The 23,308-nt window shown below is 68.3% G+C and carries 19 protein-coding genes; 15 read left to right on the top strand and 4 right to left on the bottom strand.

From position 1 onward, the window contains the following. Positions 1-3 precede the first annotated feature (3 nt). Positions 4-864 carry a UbiA family prenyltransferase gene (locus tag RPQ07_RS01355; RefSeq protein ID WP_313942100.1) on the top strand — a complete coding sequence of 287 codons (861 nt, stop codon included), beginning with the start codon at positions 4-6 and terminating at the stop codon, positions 862-864. Positions 865-961: 97 nt separating this feature from the next. Here the strand turns inward: RPQ07_RS01355 and RPQ07_RS01350 are convergent, their stop codons facing one another. Further along, a complete protein-coding gene (locus RPQ07_RS01350) occupies positions 962-2,149 on the bottom strand; it encodes a serine hydrolase domain-containing protein (RefSeq protein ID WP_313942099.1) in 1,188 nt (395 codons plus the stop codon). Between the two features lie 300 nt (positions 2,150-2,449). Between RPQ07_RS01350 and RPQ07_RS01345 the strand changes: the two genes are divergently transcribed. The 9 genes from RPQ07_RS01345 to RPQ07_RS01305 all read left to right on the top strand — a co-directional run bounded on the left by RPQ07_RS01345 (position 2,450) and on the right by RPQ07_RS01305 (position 10,636). Continuing rightward, entirely contained in the window at positions 2,450-2,611 is a 162-nt protein-coding gene (locus tag RPQ07_RS01345) for a hypothetical protein (RefSeq protein WP_313942098.1), read from the top strand. Positions 2,612-2,853: 242 nt separating this feature from the next. Then, positions 2,854-3,210, top strand: coding sequence for a hypothetical protein (locus tag RPQ07_RS01340; RefSeq protein WP_313942097.1), 357 nt, complete (start codon positions 2,854-2,856; stop codon positions 3,208-3,210). A 516-nt stretch (positions 3,211-3,726) separates the two neighbouring features. Continuing rightward, positions 3,727-5,115, top strand: a complete 1,389-nt coding sequence (locus RPQ07_RS01335; RefSeq protein ID WP_313942096.1) for a hypothetical protein — start codon at positions 3,727-3,729, stop codon at positions 5,113-5,115. 208 nt (positions 5,116-5,323) lie between these two features. Continuing rightward, positions 5,324-6,718, top strand: coding sequence for an amidohydrolase family protein (locus RPQ07_RS01330; protein ID WP_313942095.1), 1,395 nt, complete (start codon positions 5,324-5,326; stop codon positions 6,716-6,718). Between the two features lie 192 nt (positions 6,719-6,910). Further along, on the top strand, positions 6,911-7,633 hold the full coding sequence (locus RPQ07_RS01325) for an Atu4866 domain-containing protein (RefSeq protein ID WP_313942094.1): 723 nt from the start codon (positions 6,911-6,913) through the stop codon (positions 7,631-7,633). 231 nt (positions 7,634-7,864) lie between these two features. Further along, complete coding sequence (locus RPQ07_RS01320) at positions 7,865-8,149, top strand: Atu4866 domain-containing protein (protein ID WP_313942093.1); 285 nt, start codon at positions 7,865-7,867, stop codon at positions 8,147-8,149. Between the two features lie 186 nt (positions 8,150-8,335). Then, positions 8,336-8,467: a hypothetical protein gene (locus RPQ07_RS01315; protein WP_313942092.1), complete on the top strand. Its 132-nt coding sequence runs from the start codon at positions 8,336-8,338 to the stop codon at positions 8,465-8,467. A 125-nt stretch (positions 8,468-8,592) separates the two neighbouring features. Next, positions 8,593-9,453: a helix-turn-helix transcriptional regulator gene (locus RPQ07_RS01310; RefSeq protein WP_313942091.1), complete on the top strand. Its 861-nt coding sequence runs from the start codon at positions 8,593-8,595 to the stop codon at positions 9,451-9,453. Between the two features lie 319 nt (positions 9,454-9,772). After that, on the top strand, positions 9,773-10,636 hold the full coding sequence (locus RPQ07_RS01305; protein WP_313942090.1) for a helix-turn-helix transcriptional regulator: 864 nt from the start codon (positions 9,773-9,775) through the stop codon (positions 10,634-10,636). 47 nt (positions 10,637-10,683) lie between these two features. Here RPQ07_RS01305 and RPQ07_RS01300 read toward each other — a convergent pair whose 3' ends face one another. Beyond that, positions 10,684-11,670: an aldo/keto reductase gene (locus RPQ07_RS01300; protein WP_313942089.1), complete on the bottom strand. Its 987-nt coding sequence runs from the start codon at positions 11,668-11,670 to the stop codon at positions 10,684-10,686. A gap of 462 nt (positions 11,671-12,132) precedes the next feature. On the opposite strand from RPQ07_RS01300, the gene aceE reads away from it, so the two are divergent. Beyond that, positions 12,133-14,823, top strand: coding sequence for a pyruvate dehydrogenase (acetyl-transferring), homodimeric type (gene aceE / locus RPQ07_RS01295; RefSeq protein WP_313942088.1), 2,691 nt, complete (start codon positions 12,133-12,135; stop codon positions 14,821-14,823). A gap of 281 nt (positions 14,824-15,104) precedes the next feature. On the opposite strand, the gene RPQ07_RS01290 is transcribed toward aceE, so the two are convergent. Then, entirely contained in the window at positions 15,105-16,136 is a 1,032-nt protein-coding gene (locus RPQ07_RS01290) for a LacI family DNA-binding transcriptional regulator (RefSeq protein WP_313942087.1), read from the bottom strand. A 139-nt stretch (positions 16,137-16,275) separates the two neighbouring features. On the opposite strand from RPQ07_RS01290, the gene RPQ07_RS01285 reads away from it, so the two are divergent. The 4 genes from RPQ07_RS01285 to RPQ07_RS01270 are packed head-to-tail and all read left to right on the top strand — an operon-like array spanning position 16,276 to position 21,829. Beyond that, complete coding sequence (locus RPQ07_RS01285; protein ID WP_313942086.1) at positions 16,276-17,583, top strand: ABC transporter substrate-binding protein; 1,308 nt, start codon at positions 16,276-16,278, stop codon at positions 17,581-17,583. 27 nt (positions 17,584-17,610) lie between these two features. Further along, on the top strand, positions 17,611-18,579 hold the full coding sequence (locus RPQ07_RS01280; protein ID WP_313942085.1) for a sugar ABC transporter permease: 969 nt from the start codon (positions 17,611-17,613) through the stop codon (positions 18,577-18,579). After that, on the top strand, positions 18,579-19,397 hold the full coding sequence (locus RPQ07_RS01275) for a carbohydrate ABC transporter permease (protein ID WP_313942084.1): 819 nt from the start codon (positions 18,579-18,581) through the stop codon (positions 19,395-19,397). Before RPQ07_RS01280 ends, RPQ07_RS01275 begins: the two co-directional genes overlap by 1 nt. Before the next feature lie 32 nt (positions 19,398-19,429). Next, positions 19,430-21,829: a beta-glucosidase gene (locus tag RPQ07_RS01270; RefSeq protein ID WP_413777819.1), complete on the top strand. Its 2,400-nt coding sequence runs from the start codon at positions 19,430-19,432 to the stop codon at positions 21,827-21,829. A 574-nt stretch (positions 21,830-22,403) separates the two neighbouring features. On the opposite strand, the gene RPQ07_RS01265 is transcribed toward RPQ07_RS01270, so the two are convergent. Next, positions 22,404-23,231 (bottom strand): hypothetical protein, encoded by an 828-nt coding sequence (locus tag RPQ07_RS01265; protein WP_313942083.1) that lies wholly within the window; start codon positions 23,229-23,231, stop codon positions 22,404-22,406. Positions 23,232-23,308: the final 77 nt, after the last annotated feature.

The raw sequence follows: 23,308 nt of genomic DNA, 5'->3' as shown, positions 1-23,308 counted from the left end.
CTCGTGTCTCTACACCCGTCCGAGGCCCTTGCCCCCACGACACACCGCATCCCGGCGCTGCTGCGCTCCTGCCACCTGGAGCCGGCGCTGGCCGTGACCGTCTTCGTGACCGCGCTGGCCCTGGCCTCCGGCCGCGGGCCGGTGGGTTCGGCGGCGGTAGCAGCAGCGGTACTGGCCGGTCAGCTTTCGGTCGGCTGGTGCAACGACGCGGTCGACGCACGACGCGACACCCTCTGCAGTCGCCGTGACAAGCCGGTGGCCTCCGGTGAACTGCCGCGCCGGGTGGTGGCTGTTGCGGCCGGCACGGCGCTGGCGCTGTGCGTGCCGCTGTCTCTGCTCAGCGGCGCGGCCGCGGGTGCGGTGCATCTGGTCGGCACGGCCGCCGGGTGGTCGTACAACCTGCGGTTGAAGAACACCGTGCTCTCCCCGCTGCCGTACGCCGTGGGCTTCGGCTCACTCCCTGCCTTCGTCACCCTTGGTCTGCCGTCGTCCTCATGGCCGGCCTGGTGGGCTCTGGTGGCGGGCGCACTTCTGGGCGTGGGCGCGCACCTGGTGAACGTCCTTCCGGACATCGAGGACGATCTCGCGACCGGCGTGCGCGGACTGCCCCAGAGGATGGGGCGGGCAGCCTGTCGGTGGCTGAGCCCGTTTGCGATGCTGGCGGCTGTCAGCGTGCTCGTGGCCGGGCCGCCCGGGCCCCTTACGGCCATGGACTGGACGCTGGCGACGGCTGCCGTGGTCATCGCCGTGTCGGGCACGGCTGTGTCGTCGGGAACGCGGAGCCGGTGGCCGTTCCGGGCGGCCATCGTGGTCGCCGGCATTGCTGTGGCTCAGCTCCTGCTGCGAGGGGCGGACATGGTCTGAGCAGAACCGCACCGCAGGCTGACCGCACGACATTCCGCCCGTCGACCGACCTGGGCGGCGAGTGTCTTGTCGGACTGTTTCTGACCGCGGTCCGGTCCTACGGGGAAGGGGTCGGGGTCTGCTGCCCGGACTGCGCGGCCGACGGCAGGTCGAATACGTGGTCGGGGGTCACGACGGATGTGACGGCACGGCCGAGCATGGTGCTGAGAGAGTCGCCCTTGTAGTTGATGTCGGAGTTGATGAGGATCACCAACGTGGCCTTCTGGGACGGCAGCTGGACCGCGAGGGTCTCGTAGCCGGGGAGGTCGCCGTTGTGGCCGATCCAGCCGTCCACCCGCATGATGCCGAGCCCGTACGAGACGCCCGGGTAGCCGACCGGGCGGAACTCCAGACGCTGATCCTGCGTCCGTGGGCCGAGGAGTCTTCCGTCGGCCAGGGCCGGTACCCAGGTGTGCAAGTCGTCCAGGGTGGAGATCATGGCTCCGGCTGCCCAGGCCCACGAGGGGTTCCAGTGGGTGGCCGCGGTGACGCTCTCGTCCTTCGTGAAGTCTGTGTACCCCTGGGCATACGGGTCCGGAATCCCGTTGGTCGTGGGGAACGACGTCTCCGACAGCTTCAGCGGCTGGTAGACCGCTTGCTCCAGATAGGCCCCCAGGCGCTGTCCGGTGACCTTCTCGATCACCATGCCGAGCAGGACCAGATTGGTGTTGCTGTACTCCCACTTGGTCCCGGGCGGAAAGTTGAGGGGGTGCGCGAAGGCGTAGTCGAGCAACTGCTGTGGTGTGTAGCTGCGCTGGGGGTCGGCGAGCAGGGACTGCATCCAGCTCTCGTCCTCTGAGTAGTCGAAGAGGCCGCTGCGCATGCCGGCCAACTCGCGAAGGGTGATGCGGTCGCCCTGGGGGACACCGGCGACGTACGTGGCGATGGGATCGTCGAGCCCGACCCTTCCCTGGTCCACGAGCAGCAACAGTCCCTCGACCGTGAAGGTCTTGGTCACGCTGCCGATCCGCATGTGGAGGTCGGACGTCATCGGGGTGCCGGTCTTCGTGTCCGAGACCCCGAACGACTTCACGTACTCGCCTCGCCCGGGAATCCACAGGCCGATGGTCACGCCGGGGATGTCCGCCCGTTCCATGATCCCGGTGATCTTCTCATTCAGCTGCTCGACGGTCGCGGCGTCGAAGTCCTCCTGCCGTGCCGCCTGCGTGGGCGCGGTGCCCGCACCCACCAGAAGGAGGGCGATGAGCACCGTCAGGACCGTTCTGAGCATGCTGAGCCGGATCATCCGCGGTCACCTCTGATTCATTCAGAGAACGGGTGAATCGCCATATGCGCCATGTGTGCGAGAGGCATCCATCATAGGAATGACCGCGTCGACGAGCGAACGCGCCGGGACCGGGGGCGCCGAGGACCCGTGACCGGTCAGGCCCCAGCACCCACGGCTGTGACTGGCTGGGCCCCTGGCCGGACACGTGCCGGGCGGCTCCGTGAGGGGCGGCTCTGTCAGGGGCGGCGATCTTCGGCGGATGCCCGCAGATCCCATCGGTGTCATGCTGGAAGCCCCCGAATGTTGGGAGACGACGCCGTGGCTGAGAAGAAGAACAAGACGGACCCGCAAGAGAAGAACGTCAAGGCTGACCAGTCAGCCAAGGCACCGAACGAGCGAGAAGAAGAGACCCCCGTCGAGGCGCGCATCACCGCGATGGACCCGGCTGGCCCCCTGTTCAGGGGCCCCAACGATCGCTGATGGAAGCGGATCTTCAGCGGGCCCGAGGTCCTCGCGCGTCGTGAGCGCCGGCGTGGGCAGAGCATCAGATGCGTCGTAGGTGGCCGAACTGGAGGTGGGGCCGGGGTGAGATTCGTCCCCCGGTGCCCGCTGCTGGTCAAGGTGCTCTGGCAAGATGACGACGACGCTCCCGAGAGGCCATCCTCGTGCCGACGCCTGCCGACCATCTCGCACTGGCACATGCCGAGACAGACGGTCATGTCTTGCAGCGTCTCGCGCAATGCCCTTACCCCTTTGTCTGGACCGCCCTGGCCGAAAATCCCCACACGCCGCCGGCAGCTCTTCTGGAACTGAGCAGTGCCCGCGACAGCGTCTGGAATGACAACAGGCTTCTGTGCCTGCTGGCAGAACATCCCGGCGCGGACCGCATCGTCTTGCGAGCCGTGCTCGGTGCCGTGGCGGCGAAGCTCGAGGAGGGGGAACGGCCCTACGCCGCCGTACTGGCTCTCGCGGACCGGCAGGAGCTGGGGGCGGACGAGGTGAGGAGGCTCGGGACTCACCGCGGGGCCTCTTCACGTCTACGCAGCCGGCTCGCCCTGCGTCTGAACTCCCGCATCTGATGCATCGCTGGTGGCCGAGCCAGAATCTCGGTGGGCTTGGTGTGATCGCGGCGTTGTCACCGTCCTGGATTCCCGGCCGCGTGCCAGGCCCCGGGGCCACTGGGATCAGCTGAAGGGCCCCCTCGGGCCGATCGTGCTGGTGGGGACAACGCGGGCATGCACATGGTCGCGCTGCTGCGGGAGTTCTTCGCGGCCAACGCCGACCGGCTCACCGTGGTCCAGTTGCCGCTGCCCGCCCCGGACCGCAACATGCAGGAGGCTTCCGGTCGCTGGTCAAGCGCGACATCGGCAACCTGGTTTCCGCCGATGAGTTGTGGTCCGGGAGCCGTCAATCCGGGTCACCGCTACTGCCGTTCGGCACTCATCGTGACGGGCTACAGCGGCGAAGGTGGTCGGCGGGATCTCGCTCACCGCCGCAGGAATGGTCACCGTGCGATACTCGCCCGCATGGATTTTCGGTTGGGTCGGCGTCACGCTGTCGTGCCGGTCCTGGGCGCCGCCGTTCTCCTGGCGGGTATGAACAGCTCTACGGCGGCTCCCGTCCCGGCAGTTGCGCCCGTGACGCTCACCATCGGTGCTCCCGCGACGTATGTCATGTACTCCGCGGACGAGGGCGCGAAGGCGTTCAACACCACCTTCACCGTGCCGGTGGGTGTCACGGGAGGTGGAGGTGCGGAAGCCAGGAACATCAAGCTCACCATCGACGTCACCGCACTGTCGGGCTCGGCTCGGCTCAGCAACTCCAACTGCAAGCGGCACAAGCAGGTGTTCACCTGCGACTACGGCTCCCCGAACGACGGCGAGAGCATGACGCCGTTCACCATCAGCGGTGTCGACGGAGTGAAACCGGGCGACGGCGGCACCATCACGTACACCGCGTCCGCCGACAACGCGCCCACGGTCACCGCCACGACCCGGATGCAGGTCGGCGGTCCGCTGCTGGATCTACGCGAACAACCGCCGGTTGACGGAGTGCGTCCCGGCGGAACGGTGCGGATCACTCCGGCCTTCGCCAACCACAGCCGGTACGCCGCGGACAAGGGCGTGGCGATGAAGATCCACTCGTCCGGCCGGGGCCTCACCTTCGCCCGGGAGCACGACAACTGCTTCTACAACTCCGGTGCCCCCGGCGATCGCTCGGACTCGGCCTGGTGCATGTTTCCCGCTCCGGTCGCACCCGGAACGGCCTACGCGCTCAGCAGGCCCCTCGTCGCCACGGCCGACTCCGGCATCATGGCCGACGCGCTGGTGTACGAGGTGTCGTCCCAGGTGGGGAGAGATGCCGACCACACCGTACGGGGCAAGGGTGCCCCTCTCACGCTGACGCGCGTCGCCGTCGAGGGATTCGGCGCGCAACGCTCCCCGCACCGTGTTGTCGAGGTGCGCACCACCCAGCAGGCCGACTACCGACCGGTCACGGGGACCGTTACCGGCAGGATCGGTGACACCATCCGCCTGGTCCTCGGCGTACACAACGAGGGCCCGGGGGATCCCGGTGAAGAGCCGGGCCGTTTCGAGGTGATCCCGCCCGAGGGCACGACAGTCACGTCCATTCCCTACGTGAGTGACGACAACGGACCCGACTGGGTCTGCGACAGACCGAAGAAGCCGTCCAAGGCGTTCGTCTGCGATCTCGCAACGGACTCTTTCAGAAGGCTCGCGCCCGGACGGGAAACCACCATCGAATTCCACATTCGGATCGACAAGAAGGTGGCTGGTGCCCGTGGCCGGATCTGGGCCGTCGGCTCCTTCGACCGCACGCACGCGAACGACACGGCGGCCATCCCGGTGGACGCGAAGCCGGCGCCTCCGCGGTCGCCCCTGATGTGGGTCGCGGCGGCGGGCACGGTGGTCGTCGCGGGTGCCATGTGGCTCCTGATCCGCCGGCGAGTCAGCAGCGCATAGGGCCGGAGTTCGGCCAGTCGTCGCTGACCACCGAGCCATGCAGGCCATCTGCATTCCCCCGCTCACTGTCACCGCCGTCCGGAACGGCGGTGACAGTGGGTGTGGGGCACCCGGGGAAACCACGGCCTGGTTGTCCCGGCGAGCCCGGACGACGCTGGTGTCTCCAAGCCGTTGCGCGACGACCGCGCCTCCGCGGGAAGGACATCCGATGGACACCGACGACACCACCAGCGCCGGCCTGCTCGACCACATACAGCGTCAGTCCTCCGACCCACACCGACGTATCCTGTTCACCAGCGCGACCATCGTCACGATGGATGCGGACCTCGGAGTCCTCGCCCGCGGTGACTTGCTCGTCGAAGGCGACACCATCACCGCCGTCGGGCCCGATCTGAAGGCAGACGGCGCCGTGGTTGTCGATGCCACCGGCGCGATCCTGGCTCCCGGATTCGTCGACACCCACCGCCACGCCTGGGAAGCCCAGCTGCGCCGGATCATGCCGGACGTCGACGACCTCGGTGCCTATGTGATGACCACCCTGGCCGGTTACGCCACCGTCTACCGACCCCAGGACATGTACATCGGCACGAAACTGGCTGCCCTGACCGCGATCGACAGCGGAATCACGACCATGCTCGACTTCTCGCACAATTCTCGCACCCGGGATCACTCCGACGCCGCCATCCAGGCCTTGCTCGACACTGGCATTCGCGGCGTGCACGCCTCCATGGGACCGCACTTCGGAGAATGGGACCGGCAGTGGCCCGGCGACCTGACCCGGATCAAGAGCCAGTACTTCAGCACCGACGACCAACTGCTGACCCTGCGCCTGGCGACCCTCGCCACCGACGAGATCGCCGGACCGGCACTCGCCTACGGACCTGAACTCGCCCGTGTCGCGCAGGACCTGGGTGTGGGTGTGAGCGTCGACGCCGTTTTCGGCGCATCGTCCTCCGAGGCCGTGCTGGGCTGGGCCAAGGCCGGCATCCTCGGCCCGGACGTCACCCTCATCCACGCGACGGGCCTCACCGCCGAGGCCTGGCAGGAGATGGGTGCCTCAGGGACCACTGTCGCGCTCGCGCCCACGTCGGACGCACAGATCGGTCTGGAGACCGCGGTCCCTGCTGTTGACGAAGCTCTTGCCGTCGGGATCCGGCCGGGACTGAGCATCGACGTCGAAGTCGCTTTGGCCAGCGACATGTTCACCCAGATGCGAGCGCTGCACGCCATACAGCGTATGCGCGCGGTCAACGCCGCATACGGTACCGAGCAGCAGGTCATGCGCATCAGCACGCACGATGTGCTGGACTTCGCCACCCTCCAAGGTGCACGCACCAACGGCCTGCACGGTGTTACCGGCTCGCTCACGCCCGGCAAGAAGGCCGATCTGCTGGTCATCGAGGCCGAGGGCCTCAACAACATGCCCCTCAACGATCCGATCGGCACCATCGTGCTGGGCTCGGACGCCCGCAACATCACGGCCGTCCTTGTCAATGGTGAGCCGCGAAAGTGGAATGGCCAGGTCCTGGACGTCGACCTGCCCGCGTTGCGAAGCCAGGTACACGCATCGCGCGAGTTCATCCTGAACAACTCCACCGACTGAAGCCCTTTTCACGCAGCGTCCCAGGCTCCCTTCATCGCCAGGACGCCGGGCCGGCGCCACAGCGGGCACCCCGGGGAAGCGGGGCTGGAGCGGGCATTGCGCGGCCCCGATGCGCACACATGAATCATGACCATGACGTCAGGCCGAGGCCCTTGTGCGCCTCAGCCCTGTCGGCGACCAACAGGAATTGCCATGACGAACATCCGTACAACCGTAAGTTCCCACCGTGACGAGGCGGTCCGGCGCGAGCTGCTCATCCCTCGGGGGCGGCCCTTGCTGTTGTCCGGCGGCGCGGTCATCACCGGAAACCCGCTGATGGGCGACTGGCAGGAAGCCGATGTCCTCATCGGGGGCTCGCTGATCGTGGGAGTCGGCCCCGGCCTGCTGACCGCCGCGGGCGACGACAACATGGTCGTCATCGACTGCGCGGGTGCACTCGTCCTGCCGGCGGCAACCGACTTCACCTCGCCCGCCGGCAGCGGCACTCTCACCCCAGGCAATGTCGCCGACATCGCCGTCCTCCAGCTGGCCGACGCCCCCGGAACTCCGGTCGGCGCAGTCCCGGCCCGCGGCTCGCACCTCGACATCCTGGTCACCGGAGGCCAGGTGCGCCTCTGGAACGGCCGCCCTCTGGACGAAGCCTCCGCTGCCGCTCCTCCGGACGGGGCGCCCGTCTTCGACTCGACACACCCGTTCACAGGGATGTGGGTCGATGAAGAGGACTTCGTACGCCAGGAACTCCTGCCCAACGGGCGCTACGACGAGGCCCGTGGGGATCGACCCGGCGCCTACCAGGGGCGCTACTGGGTCAGCGGTACCCGCATCGACTACCTCGACGACCTCGGCTTCTGGGCCTTCGGCGAGTTTCACGACGGCACACTGCACCATGCCGGATACCGCTTCACTCGGCGCTGACACCCGTGGACCTCAGCCCCCTGAGCAGACTGGGTGTGCCGCCCCGCGGCTGTCACCGACCCACTGATGCCCTCGGGAGCCTTGAGGCTCCATACGGCGTAGCCGCTCGGAACGACCACGTCGTGAGCCGGACCCTGCCGCTCGTGAAGGTGGGTGGGCTGCCCCCAGGAAGCCCTCACCTGGGGAGACGGAGGCCTGGTTGCGCCGGGTCGCCGGGCCGATTCTTGATTCATGACCAGCAACGAAATCCCCCGCGACCCGCACCCGTACGTCGGGATGTGGGTGACCGCAGACGGACACATCCGCCAGGAGCTCCTGCCGAACGGCCGCTATGACGAGGCCCGCGGCAACCGCAAGAGCGCGTACACCGGCAGCTACACCGTCACAGGCAACCACATCGACTACACGGACGACACCGGATTCACTGCCACCGGCGACGTCCGAGAAGGCGTCCTCTACCACGAACACCTCGTGCTCCATCGCGAGAGTCAAGTGCCGCCGGTGGCGCGGCAGTAGCGTGCGCTCGTAGCCCGAGACCGCGTTCCGTCGCCCGGCTGGGCGTGACGGCCACGGCGGGACGACCACCAGCCCTCTGAACACGCGCACTCCAGGTGGTCGTGTTCGGAGGGCTGGAGCAGCGGCGTACTGCAGCTGCGTGCCGCTGCTCGGGGAAGGTCTACCCGCGCCGGCGGACGAGGTCCGGTGTCGCACCTGATCGTCGTCGGAGCCTACGACGACGGCTGGTGGGGCATCGCCCGGCTCGACGCGTACGACCACACGGGCAACTCCCGCTGTCAACGAGTCGGCCAGGAGCCCACGGTTCGCTCGGCATAGAGCGTGTGAAGCCGCATCGGCGAGGACTGCCTGCGCCGAGCGCGGGTCAGGGAAAGCACTCCTGGGAGAAGCGCACCCCCTTTTCCGTACACCGCAAGGCCGTTCACCCACCTAGCCTCGACTGCATGGACACAGATAAGCGCCCGGCCGCCGAGAGCGCGCTGGGAGGTTTCCTCCGCGCGCGTCGCGCCCAGCTGCGCCCCGAAGACGCCGGGCTCAGTACGTCCGGCCGCCGTAGGGTGCCCGGTCTGCGTCGTGAAGAGGTTGCCCTCCTCGCCGGCGTCAGCGTCGACTACTACATGCGCCTGGAACAGGGCCGCGAACGGCATCCCTCCCGGCAGGTCCTCGACGCTGTGGCCAAGGCTCTGCGACTGGACGATGCCGCTGTTGGCTACCTCTACCAGGTGGCCGTGCCGAGTGCCCGTCGTATGCGCCGCTCCCACCGGGTCGAACGTGTCAGCCGGCCGATGCAGCAACTCATCGAGAGCTGGTCCGACACACCTGCCTTCATCCTCGGCCACAGCTTGGACATCCTGGCGCGCAACCAGCTCGCCGAGGCCCTCCACACAGGCTTCAACTACAGCGACAACCTCGTTCGCATGACCTTCCTCGATTCCTTTGCCCGTGACTTCTACCGGGAATGGGACCGAGCAGCCGTGTCGTGCGTGGCCGCCCTTCGCCAGGCTGCCGGTGGGGACCCGGACGACCGGCGATTGATCGAGCTCGTCGGCGAACTGTCCGTCAAGAGCGGAGAGTTCAGAGACCTCTGGGCACGCCACGACGTACAGGGCAAGACGCGTGAGGCGAAACTGTTCCGACACCCCGCGGTCGGCGACCTTGAGCTGCACTACGAGGCCTTTACCATCCACAGCGCCGCTGATCAGCAGCTTGTCGTCTACCAAGCCGAAGCCGGCAGCCCTTCGGTCGACGCCCTCGCCCTCCTCGGGTCTCTCAGCGCCGTCCCCGCGCCACAAACGCCCCCGTGACTGGCGCCGCCGGTCACGCCCCCGCTGCTGCCCCTGCACCGGCACCGTCGGGCAGCCTGCGACCGTGCAGTCTGGCCTTCGGCTTCCTGGGTGTGCTGCGGCCACGCTCATCTCTCCACTCAGGCCGAGCGCGTCGGAGAATGGTCTGCATGGAACTGATCGTGGAGCTGGGGAGTCACCCTCCGAAACTGCGATGCCACTGCTCGCGACCTGGTCCGGCGGTGGCGCCGTCGACCGTGCGCAACCCGTGCCGATCCGCCATGAGCCGGAGGATGCCTGGACCCGTGCCCGAGCCACCCACCTCGACTAGCCTTGCACCATGAGCGACGGTACCCCTCTGGGTGAGTTCCTCAGAGCACGGCGCGAAGCCCTCAAGCCACAGGATGTGGGGCTTCCCGAGCACGGCCGCCGGCGAGTTCCCGGCCTGCGCCGCGAGGAAGTCGCCCTGCTGGCCGGGGTCAGCTCCGACTACTACATGCGCCTGGAACAAGGCCGCGAGAAGAGCCCTTCGCCCCAGGTCGTTGATGCAGTCGCGACGGCCCTGAAGCTTGATGACGAAGCTGTCGAGCACCTGCGCAGGCTCACCCGGGCGCCGTACGAAAGCCGCAGCCTCGTTGCCGGAGATGAGCAGGTCGATGCTCAGCTTCTGCAGCTCCTCGGCAGTTGGCCGGACACCCCTGCCTTCGTCCTGGGCCCGGCCCTGGACGTGCTGGCCCACAACCGTCTGGCTGCTGCCCTGCACAGTGGATTCCAACGATTCGACAACCTGGCTCGCATGGTGTTCGTCGACCCCGCCGGACGCGATTTCTACTGGGCATGGGAGAGAGCCGCACACTCCTGCGTCGCCGAACTCCGTGCCGCCTACGGATACGATCCGCAATCGCCACGGATCAACGAAGTCGTCCGGACCCTCTCCAGCAAGAGCCAGGAGTTTGTGGATCTGTGGGCACGCCACGACGTGAAGGCCAAGACTCGACAGACCAAGCCTCTTCGGCATTCCCAGGTCGGCGACCTGGAGATCCAGTTCTCTGCTTTCACGGTCAACGGGGCAGCCCACCAGCAGTTGGTCGTCTACCAGGCCGAACCCGCCAGCCGGACCGCCGCCGCTTTCATCGAGCTCCGGTCCACGTTCGAAGCTCAGCGCGAAGAGGCCGGATCGGAACGGGCCGGCGTCGACCGCTAGCCGCGCACAACGGCTCCTGGACGCTCACTCGGCGTCCTGACCACATGTCAGCGGTCGGTCGAGGCGAGCTGCTGCGGGGTGTACCGTGCGCCGCTGACGTTGTCCGGCCGGACGGCTTCGTCCAAGGAGGACAACTCCTCAGCGTTCAGTTCGATGTCGTGGGCTGCGGCGTTCTCCTCGAGGAACCTGCGGCGCTTGGTTCCCGGGATCGCCACCGCACCCTGTGCGCTTACCCAGGCCAGCGCGACCTGGGCCGGCGTGGCATTACGTCGCTCGGCGATGGCGCGTACGTGGTCGACCAGCGCGAGGTTGGCCGCGATGTTCTCCGGCGAGAAGCGGGGGAGTCCTCGGCGCGAGTCGTCGGGCGCCAGGTCGTCCACGCTGCGGATGGAGCCGGACAGGAATCCGCGGCCGATGGGCGAGTACGCGACGGTCCCGATGCCGAGTTCGTCCAGGACGGCCTTGGTCCCGTTGTCCAGCAGGTCGCGGCTGAAGAGCGACATCTCCGACTGCACGGCGGTCAGCGGGTGCACCGCGTGGGCGCGCCGGATCGTCGCGGCGGACACCTCCGACAGGCCGATGTAACGCACCTTGCCGGCCGTGACGAGTTCTGCCATGCCGCCCATGGTCTCCTCGACGGGGGTGTCGGGGTCCAGGCGGTGCATGTAGTAGAGGTCGATCACGTCGGTGCCCAGATGGCGCAGCGACCGTTCGACGGCGCGGCGGATGTGTTCGGGCCGGCCGTCCAGCGGTCCGGGTGCACCGTCGTCGGTGAAGTCGAGGCCGAACTTCGTCGCCAGGACGATTTCGTCGCGGCGATGGCCGAGTGCGCGGTGCAGGAGTCGTTCGTTCTCGAAGGGGCCGTAGGACTCTGCCGTGTCGAACAGGGTGATCCCGAGGTCCACGGCGTGATTGAGCGTCGCGATGGATTCCGCCTCGTCATGACTGGCGCCGTACACCCCGCTCATGCTCATGGCGCCGAATCCCTGAGCGGACACGGTCAGTCCCTGACTGCCCAGTTCAACTGTCTTCATCGCTTGTCTCCCACATGACCTGTGTCGCACAGCGCTGCTTGAAGCCCGACCTCGGATTGCCTGATGCCACGGAACGTGTGGCAAGGGCCCCGGGGCCGGAAGTCCCGGCCGGCCCGGCACATGCACTGTACACAGCACTTTATTGAACACTAAATCATTACTGACGTCGTCCACGTCTCCTCGGGCACCCCCGCCCAACAAGCGGTCATTCGACCGGTTCGCGTGGGGGTCTCCTCGCCGAGGGCCGCTCCATGGAGACGACGCACGCCTGTCCGACCACGCGGAATGTGACGTGGATCCCAGCTTGGCGCACGGTGTCACAACCGCGGCACGGGCCTTGTCCTACGTGTGGTGAGTCGGCTTCGTCGACGCTGCCTCGCCATGACACATCGGCCGTCGGTAGCGGCGGTCGATGGCCCGCCCCCGGTGCCGCACAGGCCCCCATGCTGTGAGAAGGCTGTTATGAGTGATCCGGCCACCCAGCCCACCGCCCCGTCCGCAATCAGCGAGCTCGACCAGCTTCCCGACCGCGACTCCGAGGAGACCGCCGAGTGGCAGGCCTCCCTCGATGCCGTCGTGGAAAGCGCCGGGCCGGAGCGCGCGGCGTACCTGATGCGACGGGTGTACGAGCATGCGACCAGGTCCGGGATAGTTCTGCCGGGCCTGGTGTCGTCGGACTACATCAACACCATCCCTGTGGCGGCGCAGCCGGACTTTCCCGGCGATCTTGCGATGGAGTCCCGGATCACCGCCCTGAACCGGTGGAACGCCGCCGCTATGGTCTCCCGCGGCTCCCGTCTGGGACTGGGCGGCCACATCTCGACGTATGCCTCGGCGGCCTGGCTGTACGAGATCGGGTTCAACCACTTCTTCAGGGGCAAGGACACCGACGGTTCCGGCGACCAGCTGTTTCTGCAGGGCCATGCCACGCCGGGCATCTACGCCCGCCTGTTTCTGGAAGGGCGCCTGAGCGAGAAGCAGTTGGACGCCTTCCGTCGTGAGGCGGACGGCCACGGGCTGCCGTCCTACCCTCACCCCCGGCGGCTGCCGTGGTTGTGGGAGTTTCCGACCGTGTCCATGGGGCTGGGCCCGCTCGGCGCGATCTACCAGGCGCGATTCAACCGCTACCTTCAGGCCCGGGGTATCAAGGACACCTCCGGGTCTCGGGTGTGGGCCTTTCTCGGGGACGGGGAGATGGACGAGCCCGAGTCGATGGCAGCTCTCGCTCTCGCCGCACGCGAACGGCTGGACAACCTCACTTTCGTCGTCAACTGCAACCTTCAGCGGCTGGACGGCCCGGTCCGCTCCAACTCCAAGATCGTCCAGGAGTTGGAGGCCCGGTTCCGCGGCGCGGGCTGGAACGTGATCAAGTCCTTGTGGGGTGAAACCTGGGACCCGGTGCTTCAGCAGGACACCACAGGTGCCCTGGTACACCGCCTGGGCGAGGTACCCGATGCCCAGATGCAGACCTACGCCACGAGAGACGCGGCCTACATCCGTAAGAACTTCTTCACCGGGGACGCGCTGTCCGGTGTGGCCGCCGGACTCGGCGACGCGCAGTTGATGGAGATGTTCGCCACCTCGCGTGGCGGTCACGAACCGCTCAAGGTCCATGCCGCCTACCGGGCCGCGGTGGAGCACAAGGGCGCGCCGACGGTGATCCTCGCGCAGACGGTCAAGGGACACACACTCGGCCCGGCGTTCGAGGCGCGGAACGCGAACCACCAGATGAAGAAGCTGACGATGGAACAGTTCCGGCAGATGAGAGACCGATTGGAACTTCCCATCCCCGACAGCGCGCTCAGCGGCGACCTGGTGCCCTACTTCCATCCCGGCGAGAACTCGCCGGAGGTGCGCTATCTGCGTGACCGGCGGGTCGCTCTGGACGGGCCCGCCCCGGTACGCCGGGTGGTGGCCGACCCCCTGCCGCAGCCGGCTGAGCGGCCCTTCGAATCCTTGAAGAAGGGCTTCGGCAACCAGGAGGTGGCGACCACCATGGCTCTCGTGCGCCTGGTGAAGGACCTGATGCGCGGCGAGGAGACCGGCGCCCGGTGGGTGCCGATCATTCCCGACGAGGCCCGCACCTTCGGTATGGAGTCGCTGTTCCCGTCGGCCGGCATCTACTCACCCGACGGGCAGACCTACGACCCGGTCGACGCCGACCAGTTGCTGTACTACAAGGAGGCACGCGACGGCCAGCTGATCGACGAGGGCATCACCGAGGCCGGCTCCATGGCCGAGTTCGCCGCCGCGGCGACCGCCTATGCCACACATGGCGAGCCGATGATCCCGTTCTACATCTTCTACGCCATGTTCGGGTTCCAGCGCACCGGCGATCAGTTCTGGGCGCTCGCCGACCAGATGGGCCGCGGATTCGCCGTCGGGGCGACGGCCGGGCGCACCACGATGACGGGTGAGGGTCTGCAGCACGCCGACGGGCACTCCCACCTGCTGGCCGCGACGAATCCGGCGGCGATCAGCTACGACCCTGCCTTCGCCTACGAGATCGCGGTGATCGTCCGTGAAGGGCTGCGGCGCATGTACGGCGAGCAGCCGGAGAACGTCTTCTACTACCTGACGGTGTACAACGAGCCCAAGCTGCAGCCGCCCATGCCGACCGATCCGTCGGTGGAGGACGGCATCGTCCGCGGTATCTACCGGTTCCGGCAGGGGGATTCGGCGGCAACCGGCCCGCGTATCCAACTGCTGTCCTCGGGCACGGCCATCCACTGGGCGTTGAAGGCCCAGGAACTTCTCGCCTCGGACTGGGACGTGCACGCCGACGTCTGGTCGGTGACGTCCTGGACGGAGTTGCGCCGCGACGCGCTGGACGCGGACGCCGCGCGGCTGCGCGGTGAGGAGCGTACGCCGTATGTGGCGAGCGCCCTGTCGGAGGCGCAGGGTCCGGTCCTCGCGGTCAGCGACTGGATGCGGCAGGTGCCCGACCAGATCAGCCGGTGGGTCGTGCAGGACTACTCGTCGCTGGGCACGGACGGCTTCGGCCTGTCGGACACCCGGGACGCGGTACGCCGCTACTTCCAGGTGGACGCCGAGTCGATCGTGGTGGCCGCCCTCGACCAACTGGCTCGTCGCGGTGAGGTCCCGCTGGAGACGGCGGCCGAAGCACGCCGGCGCTACGGCTTGGAGGGATGACCCGGTCCTGCGCCGGTGCTCACGGTTCCGCGCACGTCGGCTCGGCGGGACGAGACTTCCGGCGGCAAGGCGGTGACACTCCGAGCCATCCTCTGCCTGGAGCAGGCCCTTTTCGTCACCGGAGAGGTCTCGCATGTGGACGGCGGACAGAGCGCGGGGCACTGATGGATGCCCGGGCCGGCCGGATGCCTCGGGCTGCGGGGGAGTGGCTCCCATGACCACCGCCGTACACGGCGAGCCGTCCGTCCTGCTCGCCGATGGCGCTCGGTACGGCGCTCGGGTCAGTCCGTCTGCGGCGGCGCGGTGCTCTTTCGCACCACCAGGCTCGTCGCCAGTTCCAGCCTCGTCGACGACGGTTCCTCCGTGCGCAGCCGCAGCAGCATCTGGGCGGCTTCCTCGGCCATCTGGCGCAAGGGCTGGTGGACCGTGGTCAGTGCCGGGCTGGACCAGCGGGCGACCTGGACGTCGTCGTAGCCGACCACGGAGAGGCCCTGCGGGACGCGCAGCCCGTTGACGCGTGCCGCCTCCAGGACGCCGAGGGCCTGCAGGTCGCTGCCGGCGAAGACGGCGGTCGGCCGCTCCGGCAGGCTCAGCATCTCCATCGCCCGGTCGTACCCGCCTTCCACGTGGAAGTCGCCGAACCGGATGAGCTCGGGTGGGGTCGCCAGTCCGGCCATGCTCATCGCCGAGCGGTAGCCGTCGAGGCGGGCCAGGGAGCAGAGCATGTCGTCAGGGCCGGTGATGATGCCGATACGCCGGTGTCCGAGCTCGATCAGATGCCGTGTGGCGGCAAGCCCGCCGGCCCAGTTGGCGGATCCCACGGACGGTACGTCGGGGTCGGGGTCGCCTGCCGGATCGATGATGACGAACGGAATGGAACGGGCTCTGAGTTGCTGCTTGACCGCTTGGGGGAGGGCGGAGAAGACCAGGACGACGCCGATGGGCCTGCGCTGCAGGACCCCTTCGATCCAGTCGGGATCCGGTGAGTGGCGGGTGCCGCTCTCGGTCAGCACCACGCTGGCCTGATTGGCCTTCGCGATGTTCTCCACGCCGCGGATCAGCTCGAGCGCCCAGATGCTGTCCAGCTCGTGGAAGACGATCTCGATGAGCGGCGCCTCCTGGGACGACCTCGTCGTGCGTCGGTAGGCGTGGGTCTCCAGGATGCGTTCCACTTTGGTCCTCGTGGGAGGGGCCACGTCCTGCCGGCCGTTGAGGACTTTCGAAACTGTCGAAATGGAGACGCCGGCCTTCTGAGCCACCTGGGCCAGGGTGATGCGGCCCATCTCCTCGTCATCGCGCATGGCAGGGAGCATAAGGCACGTACCAGCGCCGCAGCAGCGTAACGCTTTGGTAACGCGGTGTTCCGGGGTTGACCCCCCAAGTGGGGAACCCTAGCGTCCCCTCTCGTGAACTTTCGGTAGTCGTACCGAAATAGTTTCGAGAGGCGAGGCGATGAAGCAACGCGTACGGTTCTCCCGGGCCACCGTCATCGGCGGGGTGGCGCTGGCCATGACGCTCTCACTGTCCGCTTGCGGCGGGGACTCCGACGGCTCGGCCGGCGGGGCCGACGAGATTCACGTCCTGGTCTACGGCGATGCGGCCAACAAGGTCGAGAAGCAGCTGGTCGACACCTTCAACAAGACCTCCGACGTGAAGGCCGTCCTGGACACCATCCCGGGCGCCGACTACCAGGCCAAGCTGCAGACGGTCATCAGCGGCAAGCAGGCGCCGGACGTCTTCTTCAACTGGGGCGGCGGCTCCATCAAGCCGTTCGTCGACGCCGGTCTGCTGATGCCGCTCGACGACTTCATCGCCAAGGACCAGAGCCTCAAGAACAAGTTCCTGCCCTCGGTGTTCAACACCGCGGTGGTCGACGGCAAGCCGTACGGCGTGCCCATGCGCGGCACCCAGCCCGTGATGATGTTCCACAACAAGAAGGTCCTCGCGGACGCCGGAATCACCCCGCCGAAGACCTGGGACGAGCTGCTCGCGGCGGTCAAGACCCTGAAGGGCAAGGGCGTCACCCCGATCGCGCTCGGCGGCGGCGACAAGTGGCCGACGCAGATGTGGTACCAGTACGTGTACGACCGCGTCGCCGGGCCCGAGCTGTTCCAGAAGGCCATGACGGGCGACAAGAGCGCCTGGGAGAGCGCCGAGAGCAAAAAGGCCCTCTCCCTGATCAAGGAGCTGGTCGACGCGGGCGCCTTCGGCACGAACTACGACTCGGTGAAGTTCACCGACGGCGGTTCCCCGGCCCTGCTCGCCACGGGCAAGGCCGCCTTCGAACTGATGGGCTCCTGGGAGTACTCGACCCTCCAGGACGCTCACCCGGACTTCGCCAAGAGCGACCTCGGCTACGGCACCTTCCCGACCATATCCGGCGGCAAGGGCGACCCGGGCAATCTCGCGGGCAACACCAACAACTACTACTCGGTGCTGAAGAAGACCAAGCACCCCGAAGCGGTCGCCGACTTCCTCAAGCTCATGTACTCGGACGAGTTCGTGAAGGCGCAGCTGTCCATCGGCAATCTGCCCACCACGACGAACACCCCCGACTTCCTCGACACCTCGGCGAGCCCGGAGTACTCGAAGTTCCAGTACGACCTGGTGGCGAAGGCCCCGGCGTTCCAGCTCTCCTGGGACCAGGCGTACCCGCCCGCGGCGACGACCACGATCCACGCGGCCGTCCAGCAGTTCTTCAACGGCCAGATCGACGCGGACGCCTTCATCAAGCAGATGCAGTCCCTGCCGGCCGCCTGACCCCACCACTGATCCGGATCAGGTGACATGACCTCCGCAACCGCACCCGCCGTGGACAGCGAGCAGTCCGAACGGACCGGCCGGACCCCCGAGCGGACCGGCCGGAACCCCGGACGGGCCGGCACCGGCGTGGGCCGCCCGGGCTTCGCCTGGGCTGCCCCTGCCGCCGTGTTCTTCGGGCTCTTCGCCATCGTCCCGCTCGGCATGCTCGTCGTGCTGTCCTTCGCGAGCTGGAACGGCCTCGGCGAACCCGAGTTCGTCGGTCTCGACAACTGGTCGAAGCTCCTCGACGACCCCGTCATGCTGGAGAGCCTCTGGCTGAGCGTCCTGCTCACCCTCCTCGGCGTCGTCGTCCAGACCCCGGTCAGCATCCTGCTGGGTGTCTGGGCCGCGGGCCGCCAGCGGAACCGGGCGGTCCTGACCGCCATCTACTTCGTCCCGCTACTGCTCTCCATCACGGCCGTCTCCGTGCTGTGGCGCGCCGTCCTCGACCCCAACTTCGGCGTGCCCTCGCAGGCTGAGTGGCTCTTCGGGGACGGCAATCTGCTTGGCAAGCAGGCGACTGCGATCGGCGTCCTGGTCTTCGTCGCCACCTGGCAGTTCACGCCCCTGCACACGCTCATCTACCAAGGCGCCGCCCGCGCGGTCCCCCAAGTCCTCTACCAGGCCGCCCAGATCGACGGGGCCGGCCGGGTCCGGCAGTTCATCCACATCACGCTGCCGCAGCTGCGCAACAGCATCATCACCTCGGTGATCCTCATGGTCGTCGGCGGCCTCACGACCTTCGACACCGTGCTGATCCTCACCCAGGGCGGCCCCGGCACCGACACCACGATCAGCGCCTACTACATGTACCAAAAGGCTTTCAAGAGCTTCGACTTCGGCACGGGCGCCGCCATCGCGCTGCTCCTCGTGGTCGTCGCCACGCTCATCTCGCTGATCATGGTCCGACTGTCGGGCTACGACAAGATGCACAGCACCCAGGAGGGCGTGTGATGAAGCGCCGTCCCAACTACCTGGCGGGATTCGGCTCGCTCGTATGGCTCTTCCTGGTCGGTCTGCCGCTGTACGTCATGCTGATCGCGACCTTCCAGAGCCGGGCGGACTACGCGGCGAACGGCCCGCTCGCCTTCCCCGACAACTTCACGCTCGACAACTACATCAACGATCTCAACGACGGCTTCGCGCAGTACTTCCTCAACACGGTGATCGTCACCGTGGCGGTCGTCGGCATCGTCCTGCTGCTCGTACCGCCGCTTGCGTACGCGATCGTCCGCAGTCAGGGCAGGACCACCGGGGTCGTCTTCCGGCTCTTCCTCCTGGGCCTCGCGATCCCCTCGCAGGCCGTGATCGTTCCGATGTTCTACGTCATCAGCAAGGCCGGTCTCTATGACAACCTCATCGGCGTCATCCTGCCGACCGCGGCTTTCGCGATGCCGGTGTGCGCGCTCATCCTCACCGGGGTGATGCGTGACATCACCCCGGAGCTGTACGAGGCGATGACCGTGGACGGCGCATCCCCCTGGCGGACCTTCTTCCAACTCGTCGTCCCCCTCTCCCGGAGCGGCCTGTCGACGATCGTGGTCTTCTCCGCCCTCCAGGCGTGGAACGGTTTCCTCTTCCCGCTGGTGCTCACCCAGTCCGCCGAGACCAAGGTGATCACCATGGGGCTGTACGACTTCCAGACGGAACACGGGGTCGACATCCCCGGCCTGCTCGCCGCCGTGGTCCTGTCCATGCTTCCCATCCTGCTCGTCTACCTGTTCGCCCGTCGTGCTCTGGTCCAAGGGCTGATGGGGGTCGGAGGAAAGTGACCGACAACGTGGCTGTGGAGGACGACGTGGCCGTGGAGACCGACTCCACCGCCCCCCTCTGGAGCGATCCTTCCCTCGACGCCGGCAGCCGCGCCGACGCCCTGATTGCCGAGATGACCCTCCAGGAGAAGATCGCCCAGCTCTTCGGGGTCTGGGTGGGGGCATCCGACGAAGGCGGCGAAGTCGCCCCCCACCAGCACGACATGGAAGAGGCGATCGACCTCGACGAGCTGCTGCCGTACGGTCTGGGCCAACTGACCCGGCCGTTCGGCACGGCACCCGTCGACCCGGCGGTCGGCGCGCTCTCGCTGGCCCGCACCCAGCGGCGGATCGCCCGCGCGAACCGCTTCGGCATCCCTGCCCTGGCCCATGAGGAGTGCCTCGCGGGCTTTGCCGCCTGGGGCGCCACCGCCTACCCGGTGCCGCTGTCGTGGGGCGCCACCTTCAACCCCGGGCTGATCCGTGAGATGGCCGTCGCCATCGGCCGTGACATGCGCTCCGTCGGTATCCACCAAGGCCTCGCCCCGGTCCTCGACGTCGTGCGCGACGCACGCTGGGGCCGGGTCGAGGAGACCATCGGCGAGGACCCCTACCTCGTGGGCACCGTCGCCACCGCCTACGTCCAGGGCCTGGAGTCGGCAGGCATCGTCGCCACGCTCAAGCACTTCGCCGGATACTCCGCCTCCCGGGCCGGGCGCAATCTCGCTCCGGTCGGCATGGGAGCCCGCGAGCGCGCCGATGTCATCCTGCCGCCGTTCGAGATGGCTGTGCGGGAGGGCGGCGTACGGTCGGTCATGCACGCCTACACCGACACCGACGGCATCCCCTCCGCCGCCGACGAGCGGCTGCTGACCGGGCTTCTCCGGGACACCTGGGGCTTTACCGGGACCGTCGTGGCCGACTACTTCGGCATCGCGTTCCTCAAGACCCTGCACGGAGTCGCCGGGACCTTCGGCGAGGCGGCCGGTGCCGCGCTCTCCGCGGGCGTCGACGTGGAGCTGCCCACGGTCAAGACGTTCGGCGAACCCCTGCTGGAAGCGGTCGCCGAGGGACGCGTGCCCGAGGCGTTGGTGGACCGCGCCGTGCGCCGCGTCCTCGTGCAGAAGGCCGAACTCGGTCTGCTCGACCGGGGCTGGAGCGCTGCGCCGCCGGCACTCGCCGGAGCGGGCCCGGACAACGATGCCGACCCGGACGCCGGGACGGAACGCGGTTCGGTGCGCCTGGACTCCGACGACAACCGGGCCCTCGCCCGCCGGATCGCCGAACAGGCCGTCGTACTCCTCCGCAACGACGGCATCCTGCCGTTGTCTCCCGCCCACGCACCCAAGCGGAGCGCACCGCCGGCGAGGATCGCGCTCATCGGCCCCAACGCGGAGGCGCCGACAGCCGTGTTGGGCTGCTACGCCTTCCCGGTCCACGTCGGCGTCCAGCACCCCGAGGTCCCGCTCGGAATCGAACTGCCCACGCTGCGCGAGGCGTTGGCTGCGGAGTTTCCCGACAGTGAGATCGTCGTCGCTCCGGGCGCGAGCGTGGACGGGCCCGACACCACCGGGTTCGCGGCGGCCGCCGAACTCGCCCGGGGCGCCGACATCGTGATCGTGGCCCTCGGTGACCGTGCCGGACTCTTCGGCCGCGGCACCAGCGGTGAGGGCTGCGACGCCGAGTCGCTGGCACTGCCCGGCGTCCAGCAACAGCTGCTCGACACGCTTCTCGACACCGGGGCGCCGGTCGTGGTGACGCTGGTGGCCGGCCGGCCCTACGCGCTGGGCCGGGCGGCGACCGAATCGGCCGCCGTCGTCCAGTCCTTCTTCCCCGGTGAGGAGGGCACACGAGCGATCGCCTCCGTACTCGGCGGGCGGACCGCTCCGGCCGGCCGGCTCCCGGTCAGCGTCCCGCGCCACCCGGGGGCCCAGCCGTCCACCTATCTGGCGGCCCGCCTCGGTCACTCCAGCGAGGTTTCCAACATCGACCCGACACCGGCCTTCGGCTTCGGGCACGGCCTGACGTACACCACTTTCGCGTGGACGGACCTGACCGTGGAGTGCGACGAGGCGGCCACGGACGGCGCGTTCGGGCTGGCGTTCACCGTCCGCAACACGGGCACGCGGGAGGGCACCGAGCTGGTGCAGCTCTATCTGCACGACCCGGTCGCCTCCGTGGTCCAGCCCGTTCAGCGCCTCGTCGGTTACGTCCGGCTGGAACTCGCCCCGGGCCAGGCCGTACGCGTTCACGCGACGGTCCCCGCGGACCTGGCCGCCTTCACCGGCCGGGACGGGCTCCGCATCGTGGAACCGGGGGAGCTGGAGCTGAGGTTCGGCGCATCGAGTACGGAGCCACGGCTCACCTCACGGGTCACGCTCACCGGCCCCGTACGGGAAGTGGACCATCTTCGTCGCCTGCACGCCGAGTTCAGTACGGAGCCGATTGCCTGAAGCGCCGTGCCGAACCGGTGATCAGGGCAGGTGCCCCAGCGACGGCGCTGTGTGGTCGCGTCGTACGACACAGCGCTCGGCCTCACGGTTGTGGGGTAGGCGTTGCTCCGCTGGAATCCGAGGGGGCAGTAGTACTGCCCCCTCGGGCGGTCGGGTCGGTCGCCGCGCGCAGGATGGGGGGCTCCTATGGCGGGCGACTGAAGGAGGAGCGGGCGGATCGCGGCGTACGCGGTCCGGCTGTGCGCGGACGAGTGCGACATCGCACTCTTGGTTCCGCTGGCGTCGGCGCCGGGATGGGCCGCGACGGCGGCCGGGAGACGGACTGGCCCTGTTCCAGCAGCAGGGCATGCTCCCTGCCCCTGGAACGCCCCGCAGTCCGTCGCCGATCAAGCCGCAAGGGCATCCGGCGCGCTCGCTGACCGGCACGCCCGCCGGTAGCCCCCAAACAGGTGGGCGTCCACTGGCGCTGCGGGAGATCCGCGTCGGCGTCCGCAGGACGCCACCAGCACTCTCTGGCCGACATCACCCGCCCGCGGTGTCGCCGGTCTCTCGTCCCGGACGGGACCGGCGCTGCTCAGGGCCGGTCACGGCGGTGCCTGCCGTGGCCCGAGCGGTCTTCGTCCGATGCACGGGAGTCGCCGGTCTCGTCGTTCTGCTCGTACTGCGTACGGTCGGAATCGCCGCGTCCCCGGTCAGGGCTGTCCGTCTCCCTCGCGGGGACCGGGCGGCTGCGCGGTGGCGATGCCGGCTGCGGCCGCCGTGCGAATCCTTGCGGCGTGCCGCCTCCCGGTGCGGTTTGTCGGGCAGAACCGGTGCCTGCCGCGGGCCGCATGTCCTCGGCGCTGTCTCGAGCTGTCGCGTCCGCTGCTGTCGCGTCCGCTGTGTCCTGGTCCCGGGCGGCCATGCCGTACGGGCGGTCGGTCCCAGCGCCGAGGTGCTCCCGGTCCTCGGCGTGGATCGCCTCCCGCTGTTGCTGCTCGTCGCGGGCGTTGCGCACGGCCCGGGACTCGCGTCCGCCCATGACGGCCGAACCGATCAGCACGAGGAGACCGCCGAGCAGGGCGAGTGCCACTCCGCTGCCGAGCCCGTTGCTGTCTCCCGTGACCGTCAGACTGCCCTCTGCCTGCCCCTGCCGGACCATCCAGAGGATGGCGAATCCGAGGGTGATGATTCCGGCGACGAGGACCAGCAGTCGCGATCGAAAGATCACGCCGAGGAGGGTGACGATCGCGCCGACGAGGAGAGGCAGGAACATGGACGCGAACAGCCCCGCGCCCGAGTTCGTCACGCCGGCTCCGGTGAAGAGTTCCCAGACCTGGAAGTCATGTCCGAGACGGCCGTTGTACCAACTGCGGAAGGGCGCCCAGAGCGCCGCGGCGGCGCCGACGAGGGCCAAGATCACTCCAACAGTGTTGCGGATACCCCGTACCATGCCGCAACCTCCCGGCAAGTCGGTCGGTGCACGCCAGAGCCCCCACG

Origin of the sequence: Streptomyces sp. AM8-1-1 (assembly GCF_032229325.1) — a bacterium.
In the GTDB taxonomy this organism is placed as follows: domain Bacteria; phylum Actinomycetota; class Actinomycetes; order Streptomycetales; family Streptomycetaceae; genus Streptomyces; species Streptomyces achmelvichensis.
Note: the sequence above shows the minus strand (reverse complement) of the source record. Positions and strands in the feature narration are given on the sequence as shown.

Coding starts and splice junctions, on each gene's coding strand:
- RPQ07_RS01350 (WP_313942099.1), bottom strand. CDS start 2,149: ATGATCCGGCTCAGCATGCTCAGAACGGTCCTGACGGTGCTCATCGCC.
- RPQ07_RS01335 (WP_313942096.1), top strand. CDS start 3,727: ATGAACAGCTCTACGGCGGCTCCCGTCCCGGCAGTTGCGCCCGTGACG.
- RPQ07_RS01330 (WP_313942095.1), top strand. CDS start 5,324: ATGGACACCGACGACACCACCAGCGCCGGCCTGCTCGACCACATACAG.
- RPQ07_RS01325 (WP_313942094.1), top strand. CDS start 6,911: ATGACGAACATCCGTACAACCGTAAGTTCCCACCGTGACGAGGCGGTC.
- RPQ07_RS01320 (WP_313942093.1), top strand. CDS start 7,865: ATGACCAGCAACGAAATCCCCCGCGACCCGCACCCGTACGTCGGGATG.
- RPQ07_RS01310 (WP_313942091.1), top strand. CDS start 8,593: ATGGACACAGATAAGCGCCCGGCCGCCGAGAGCGCGCTGGGAGGTTTC.
- RPQ07_RS01305 (WP_313942090.1), top strand. CDS start 9,773: ATGAGCGACGGTACCCCTCTGGGTGAGTTCCTCAGAGCACGGCGCGAA.
- RPQ07_RS01300 (WP_313942089.1), bottom strand. CDS start 11,670: ATGAAGACAGTTGAACTGGGCAGTCAGGGACTGACCGTGTCCGCTCAG.
- aceE (WP_313942088.1), top strand. CDS start 12,133: ATGAGTGATCCGGCCACCCAGCCCACCGCCCCGTCCGCAATCAGCGAG.
- RPQ07_RS01290 (WP_313942087.1), bottom strand. CDS start 16,136: ATGCTCCCTGCCATGCGCGATGACGAGGAGATGGGCCGCATCACCCTG.
- RPQ07_RS01285 (WP_313942086.1), top strand. CDS start 16,276: ATGAAGCAACGCGTACGGTTCTCCCGGGCCACCGTCATCGGCGGGGTG.
- RPQ07_RS01280 (WP_313942085.1), top strand. CDS start 17,611: ATGACCTCCGCAACCGCACCCGCCGTGGACAGCGAGCAGTCCGAACGG.
- RPQ07_RS01275 (WP_313942084.1), top strand. CDS start 18,579: ATGAAGCGCCGTCCCAACTACCTGGCGGGATTCGGCTCGCTCGTATGG.